Annotated in this window: 4 protein-coding genes; all 4 read right to left on the reverse strand. The window is 60.3% G+C overall.

Features of this window, described 5'->3' with window-relative positions:
- Positions 1-7 precede the first annotated feature (7 nt).
- A complete protein-coding gene (locus tag BB334_RS00225; protein WP_068803148.1) occupies positions 8-538 on the reverse strand; it encodes a hypothetical protein in 531 nt (176 codons plus the stop codon).
- 19 nt (positions 539-557) lie between these two features.
- On the reverse strand, positions 558-1,637 hold the full coding sequence (locus tag BB334_RS00230; RefSeq protein ID WP_068803150.1) for a tetratricopeptide repeat protein: 1,080 nt from the start codon (positions 1,635-1,637) through the stop codon (positions 558-560).
- 639 nt (positions 1,638-2,276) lie between these two features.
- A complete protein-coding gene (locus BB334_RS00235; RefSeq protein WP_068803152.1) occupies positions 2,277-4,943 on the reverse strand; it encodes a DEAD/DEAH box helicase in 2,667 nt (888 codons plus the stop codon).
- Entirely contained in the window at positions 4,940-5,905 is a 966-nt protein-coding gene (locus tag BB334_RS00240) for a HamA C-terminal domain-containing protein (RefSeq protein ID WP_158014326.1), read from the reverse strand. The genes BB334_RS00235 and BB334_RS00240 overlap by 4 nt, the downstream gene beginning before the upstream one ends.
- Positions 5,906-6,353: the final 448 nt, after the last annotated feature.

Consider the following 6,353-nt stretch of genomic DNA (forward strand, 5'->3'; position numbering starts at 1 on the left):
GGCTCCTTCAGTGCAGGGTGCCGGAAGGCCCGCCCTCGCCTTCCTTCACCGGCAGCAGATCCGTGAACCGCCCCTGCACCTCGGTGTAATGCCGGAACTCCGGCGCCCCGATCGTGCGCTTCTTCTTGCTGATCCCCTTCGGCTTGACCGGCACCTGGGCGACCCACACGCCGTGGCGGGTCTCGAGCGACAGGCTCACCACGTCGATCCGCCAGCTCGCCGGGCAGTCGGCCAGCGAGCCGTACTCCTCGAGGATCTCCTCGTAGCGAGCGACCTTGTCGGCGCGCAGGCTGTAGGCCTCCATCAGCACGAAGACGAAGTCGGCGTCGAGCTGCTCGGCGAGCATCTTCACCGTGCGCGCCGCTGCGTCCTTGTCGGCCGGCGAGCGCATGACGAGCGCCGTGGGGATCGTGGCGCCGGTGGTGAAGTTGCCGACGAAGGCCATCGGCACGAGCTCCTCGCCCTGCTCGAGGAGTTCGCGCGCCTTGTCGATCAGCGGCGCGACCGCCGCCCGGTAGCGTTCGGGGAGCTGGCTCATGTCGGGGTCCTCGCCGGGTTCAGCGCTCGCGGCGCATCTTCACCGCCGCCTCGTACTCGCGATCGAGCCCGGTCCCGGCGTCGCCCTTGGCATCGAACATCCGAAACCCCACGTGCATGTACGCCAGCAGCGCCAGGCCGGAGAACTCGCCTTCGAGGTTCTGCAGCGTGTAGCGCACCGCCGGCTTGTTGATCTCGAGCCCGTTGCGGCCGAGCAGCGCGATCTCCATCACGATCTGCCCGACCGTCGCCTGGTCGAGCTTGGCGAAGCGATCCAGCGCCGCCTGCATGTACATCACCGCGTCCATGCGCAGGCCGCCGTCGACCGCCGCGCGCAGCTCGTCGTGACCGATGCGCGTGAGCGCCTCCTCGGCCATTTCGCCCGCCTGGTGATCGGGGAAGCGCTTCACCACCGCCTTGTACTGCTCGGCCGCCTCCTTCACGTGCGACGGCCCGAGCTCTTCCAGGCACTGCGCGAGCCCGAGCTGCGCCCCCGGATCGGCCGGCGCCAAGCTGGCCGCCTGGCGGAAGAACGGCAGCGCCTCGGCCGCCCGGCCGGACCGCATCAGCACCGCCGCCAGGTTGCGCTTGGCGAAGGCGTTCTCGGGCTCGAGCTTGACCGCGTCGCGCAGCGCGTTGGCCGCCTCGTCGGCGCGCCCGGTCCGAGCGAACGCTACCCCGAGCGCGATGAACGCGTTCGCGTGCGTGGGGTCGAGTTCGACCGCCCGCTGCAGCGGGGCGACCGCCTCTGCCGGTCGCCCCAGTTCGGACAAACACAGCCCGTGGCTGTAGGCGAGCTCGGCGTCGTCGAGCATGCCGTCGAGCGCCTTGAGCACCGGCAGCGCATCCTCCAGGAAGCCGTTTTGCAGCAGCCCGAGCACGTAGGCCTTCGGCTCGACCCCGCGCTCGGGGACCGCGACGACGCGCACGAACGCGTCATCGACCGCCACCACGGCCTGCCAGCCGCGCGCCGCGTAATCGAGCGCGTAGCGCCCGACCACCGCCTGCTCGAACTCGGGCGTGCCGCGCGGCGGCAGGCCCGCCGGGTCGAGGTCGTCGAGCGGGATCTGGAAGATTTCGGGGGCTTGGCGGGTGGTCATGACGATTCAATCAGGAGACGTGAGGAATTTCGTGGCGGATTGTCGCACAGGAGGGCCAAGCCTTCCGGCCCGACCGGCCTTCTGCAATCCCTGCCCTCCATCTACAGGGTAACTGCCTCAGGAATAGGCAAGCATGTAGATCTGGCTTGCCACTTGGGCTGCCATCGCTTATCCACAGGATCTCCCACATCCCTTTCCCCAGCGACTGGGGACAAGCTGGCTATCAATAAGTCGGTGCCCGCCGCTTGGCGCGGTCAGATGACTCGAGAACAGGGACGGTCGTGCGGGACGGGCGTATGGCTGCAGTTCATGTCGATCTTGCACCCGGGACCAGCACGGGCAGGGTGCAGGTTTATGAACCGAGGTCACCTACGCATGGGAGGGGTGCCTGTGGCCACCCCCTGATCGCCAACTGCAAGGCGTCCGTGTCGAGGCCCTGAGCATAGGCGCGATGGATCGTCAGGCTCCCAGATCAGCTCCTCCGTTCGGCAGCAGTGTCAAACCCCAGATTTGGACGGATGGTGGCTCCTCGTCGGCCAATGCCGCCGTTGGCCGGTCGCCCTCAATCGGGCTGCAATGCTTGGGTTACCTACCGTTCAGCCTTGCGAAGATTCGACAGGTGGCGTCCTCGGTCCATTTTTATTCTGTGGTAGGAACTGCCTTGTCGTCAGCCGCTGAAGGGAGCAGGCCCTTTGACCGAAGCTCTGCAATGATGAGCGGTGAAAGCTGTGACAGCATTTCCTCGGGCTGTGCGCGAACCCACGCTTTCACCTTCTCCGGTGTCAGTGATGAATCGGTAATCAAGCCCGCAAGAGCCGAGGCCGTGATACGCGACAAGCCGAACTCCACAAGGGATCGGCCCGTTGTCGTTGACACTCCGAGCTCCAAGGCGAGTGAGAAGTCGTAGACCAAGGGAATCATGTCAGCTTGTCCTTCGTCCGCGAGTGCAAATCTCAGCAGATCAACATATGCCTTTGCCCATTGAACGAGCTTGAACCGAATGGTTTGCTCGATCAGCGTGAACATGTCGCGGATGGCCGCGTCGACAACGTCTTGCTCAGGCTTGGACTTCGTTGCCTTCTTGGCAACCGAGAGCCTGAACCTAACTGCCTCATGAACGAGCTGCGTGAGCGGCTCTCCACGCATCCATTTCAGAGCGGTGACGGTTACATGGCTGACATATCCTCGCGCTTTGCTGGCGCCCTCGCCACTGAGTTTCATCCCTCCGAGTTGCTTGTACATACGACGAAAAATGCTGTTGTAGACCGTGTATGAGTTAGTTGATGGATTAACGGGCAGCAGTTTGTCAAAGTCCCCTTTGCGGATCAGCTCTCGCTGCCTATGCAACAAGCTAGCCAGCGCCACGGGGTCAACCATCCAACTGCTTGTTAAGACAGCAGGAGGGAGACCTAATTGCGAAAGCGCCAATTCTGCGCTTGACGAGAGCATTGCGCGCTGAGGTTGCGTGAGTTTCAGGCTTGCCCTGTTTAGCAGAGCATCAAGGTTGCCTTGCGCGGCGCGGAAAAGAACCAACCCCGCCGCAGCCGTGATGCGTTCATTAGCACGTTCTCGGTTCTCGTCCGGCTTGGGCTGACTGGCGATCTCAAGCACGCCAACAACATCTTCGAAGCCTTCTTCGATGGCATCTTTGAACGCGACCTTCATCTGGAAGGGTCTACGCATGGTCAACGGCTTGGTTTCCCAGTTTTCATAGTTCACCAAGAAGACATTGCCCACGACTTCCTCACCAAGGCGCCCGGCACGACCCGCAAAGTTCCACAGTGCAGCTTCATCGAGGGGCTCTCCCTTGTTCCCACGAGTCGGGGTGTCGATGAAAACGTTCCGCGCGGGCAAGTTGACACCCTGAAAGAGGGTGGTTGTGCAACAAAGGTAGTCAATCTCTCCATCGCGAAAGCTGGTTTCTATACCCTCACGAAGAAGGCTTGGCATATTGCCGTAGTGGAAGGCAACGCCGCGACGCACGAAGCGCGCGAGGGAATACTGCTTATGGACATGCTGTTCGATGAACTTGGCTAACTCTCTGAGGGACGCTGATCCCTTCTCCTCGCGATTCAAGGCGATCAAGGACGTCAGTTCCTCGGCGTTCCTCGGTCCCGTGGCATACACCAGCGAACGGCCGGACGCGCCAAACTCTTCGGCGACTGCGGCGAGTTTCGCATCTTCGCGGAGCGCAAAACCTCGCTCAAACGTGTACGAGCCAATACGCTCCAGTCGCTCCGCGGTGACCAAGTCAAGTTCCACTAGGTGTTCGTTTTCAACGGGGAAACGGACGCTGATGCGATTCTGGACGACTGGTGACAAACCTGTTTGCTTCACCTGAAGATTCGAAAGCCCTACGCTATCTCCAACGAGTTCAAATCCGCTGGCGCCTGGAGCCAGGAAAAGGAAGCGCGCGCTCGGATTTCCTGCGCGAACCTTTTCGACAGCGTCTTGGAGGATCATGCCTCGACTTTCATCACCGATGGCCTGCGCTTCATCGACGATCACGAGGTCAATCAGACCGCTAACATCAACGGCTGAGAGGAGCAGTTGAGCCCGCTCCTGTGTAAGCACGTAAATCTGCTTTGGCCGTTGCTCAGGATCGAGAACGGGCACAGTTGTAACTCGGAGCTGTTTGCCGATTGACGCAAGGCGCCTCTCCAGTTTCCCCTGGATCTCGGCGAGTAGAGCGCGCGTAGGTGCGATGTACAGCGCGACGAAGTTGTCGGCCGCGATGGCGTGCTCACAGAGGTACTCCATTACGACGTAGGACTTGCCAGCTGACGTAGGCGCGGAAATCGCGGTCGCGTCCTTTGATCGCAAGCTCTCCCAGACTTCTAGCTGGAACTCGGTCAAGGCGACCCGCTTCCCCGCCATGTCAACCGAATTCAACTCCCGAAGAAGCGCATTTCGTATGCGAGCCTGAAGGCCCAATGAGTCTGACCCGGTGCCCGGAAGCTTTGCCAGTCCAGGGAAATTCCCTAGGCTAGAAAGGATGTGAACGGCGGCATCCCGAATGTCTCCGTCTTCGGATGCGAGCGAAGCAAAGACCGCGATCTGCTGTGAAAGATCGTGGCTCTCCTCATCGGTCGCCTGCGCGAATACGCTCGCCGAGTTCAGAAGCCTGACAAGGGCCTCGCGGCTGAGGCCTGGCCCCTTAACGACCGGCCCCACGGACTTTATGACCTCAAGGCCGTCAGACAGTAACGTTGAGCGAATGCCCACGGCGCGCAGCGAGGCCAAGTCTGCCCTGAAAGCTGGCTCGTTACGAATATCGCGGGCGAGTTCTGACGCGAAGCTTGTCATTTGTTAAGCCCCGCAAAAATGCTCTTTAGCTCGTTGACGTCGGGCACCGCGACCAAGAAAACAATGCAGTTCCCGAGGTCAAGATTCTTTGCGGCGGCCTGCCGACTAAGGTTGGCTTTGAAGCGGGAATGTTTCATCTTGCATAGCGCCTCAAGGTGCTCTTCATGGATCGTGATGGGTTTGGAATGGTCCACCGGCAGCCGGTCCATATATGCCGTTTCACTGAAAACCAAGCTTCCGACGTGAACATCCCTCCGCTTAAGGTGTTGGCCGGTACCCTCGTAGGCATTGAAGAATGACTTGGCTGCGTCGCGCTGCTCGCCGGTGAGAGAGTCGAGATTCGACAAATCTGTCACGAGCCTAAGTTCATTCAGTTTCTTGGATCGGTCGGCCCGGTACTCGGAGATCGAGGCGACCATGTCTCTCGACGCATCGGTGGCATCTGGCATCACTTTGGACTCGAGCACGAAGAATGTAACCGTGCCATCACTATTGGGTTTCACATGGAGACCGTCAACACCATGGATTGGCATCCCTTGGGAGGTCTTGAGGGCCATCTTGGACCCGATTTGCGCCGCGCCGAGGTGGTGCACGGCTAGCGCGTACGACAGCAACTCGCCGAGTTCACCGTATCTTCCTTGGTTGGCTTGCTCATATTCGATGAGTAGTCGTTTGGCTTCACGGTACAGCCGAGCATGCATGACTGTATTGCCCTTGGTAGTCGAACTGCTACCGGCGGCATTTGCTTGCCGTCGCTTGTTCAACGGGATGGCGTAGTCGACCAGCAAGTCGGTCAACAACTCCGCCAGGGCGTGGAGTTGAGGCTCCTCCGCGTGCATTCTCAGAAATAGCAGGCGGGGCTGCTCAAGCCGCGGGCTGGAATCGACCTCTTTCAGGACGTTGTCGAGACCATCAATTGGGTCGAGCAATTGCGCAAACGGCGCGTGTAGTGCCTCTCCCACTAGCCTTCCCCTTGGATCGTTTTGTTCAGTTATGGCTTATTGCCTTCACTCGGAGCACCACTTGGAACACTGCTGCACAGTCCAGACGGTCCATGCCGATTGAGAGGCAGCCAATTTTGACACTGTTCGAAGAATTTGTTGAGAAGGGATACCTGGTACTGTAGAGCGAGCTACGGTTAGACGACACTCAGCGGAAGTTCATTTCAGCCAATGGCAGCGACCGCTGCCAGCGGTCGTTCGCGGAATGCAGCTTCACCGTCTGCTTCGGCTGAGTTGCTTCCGTTTGCATGCTGACCTGCTAATTCGCCCAAGTTCAGAGGCGAGTGGAGGGGTAGGCCGTTGCCTGAGACCGTGATAAGAGACGTGCATCCGCCGCTCATGGCCAGACGAAAGTATCATGGAGAAAGCTGCCATCACCCGTGATATTCTGGATGTGGACTGAACCAAT

This window comes from Thauera phenolivorans, assembly GCF_001696715.1.
GTDB classification, from domain to species: Bacteria; Pseudomonadota; Gammaproteobacteria; order Burkholderiales; family Rhodocyclaceae; genus Thauera; species Thauera phenolivorans.

Coding starts and splice junctions, on each gene's coding strand:
- BB334_RS00230 (WP_068803150.1), bottom strand. CDS start 1,637: ATGACCACCCGCCAAGCCCCCGAAATCTTCCAGATCCCGCTCGACGAC.
- BB334_RS00225 (WP_068803148.1), bottom strand. CDS start 538: ATGAGCCAGCTCCCCGAACGCTACCGGGCGGCGGTCGCGCCGCTGATC.
- BB334_RS00235 (WP_068803152.1), bottom strand. CDS start 4,943: ATGACAAGCTTCGCGTCAGAACTCGCCCGCGATATTCGTAACGAGCCA.